Here is a 289-nt window from a genome sequence, read left to right on the forward strand (position 1 = left end):
CACCAGTTTCGAGCCCATCTTGGGGCTGACGCAGATCCAGTCGACCCCGGGCGGGACCGGCAGGGTGCCATTGGTTTCGATGGCGATCTCGAACCCAACGGCGTGCATCGCATCGATCAGGGGCGCGTCGAGCTGGAGCAGCGGCTCGCCGCCGGTGAAGACCACATATTTACTATGCGGGTAGGACGTGGGCCACAGGCTGTCGATCAGCGCGGCCAGGGCGGCGCCGGTAGCGAACTTGCCGCCGCGTTCGCCATCGGTACCGACGAAATCGGTATCGCAGAAGGTG

The 289-nt window shown here is 65.1% G+C and carries 1 pseudogene; it reads right to left on the reverse strand.

Going from position 1 to position 289, the window contains the following annotated elements:
• Nucleotides 1–289 (reverse strand): annotated as a pseudogene (locus F1735_RS34795) (7-carboxy-7-deazaguanine synthase); the annotation flags it as partial.

Source organism: Massilia genomosp. 1, from assembly GCF_011682185.1.
Classification (GTDB): Bacteria; Pseudomonadota; Gammaproteobacteria; order Burkholderiales; family Burkholderiaceae_D; genus Telluria_A; species Telluria_A rubra.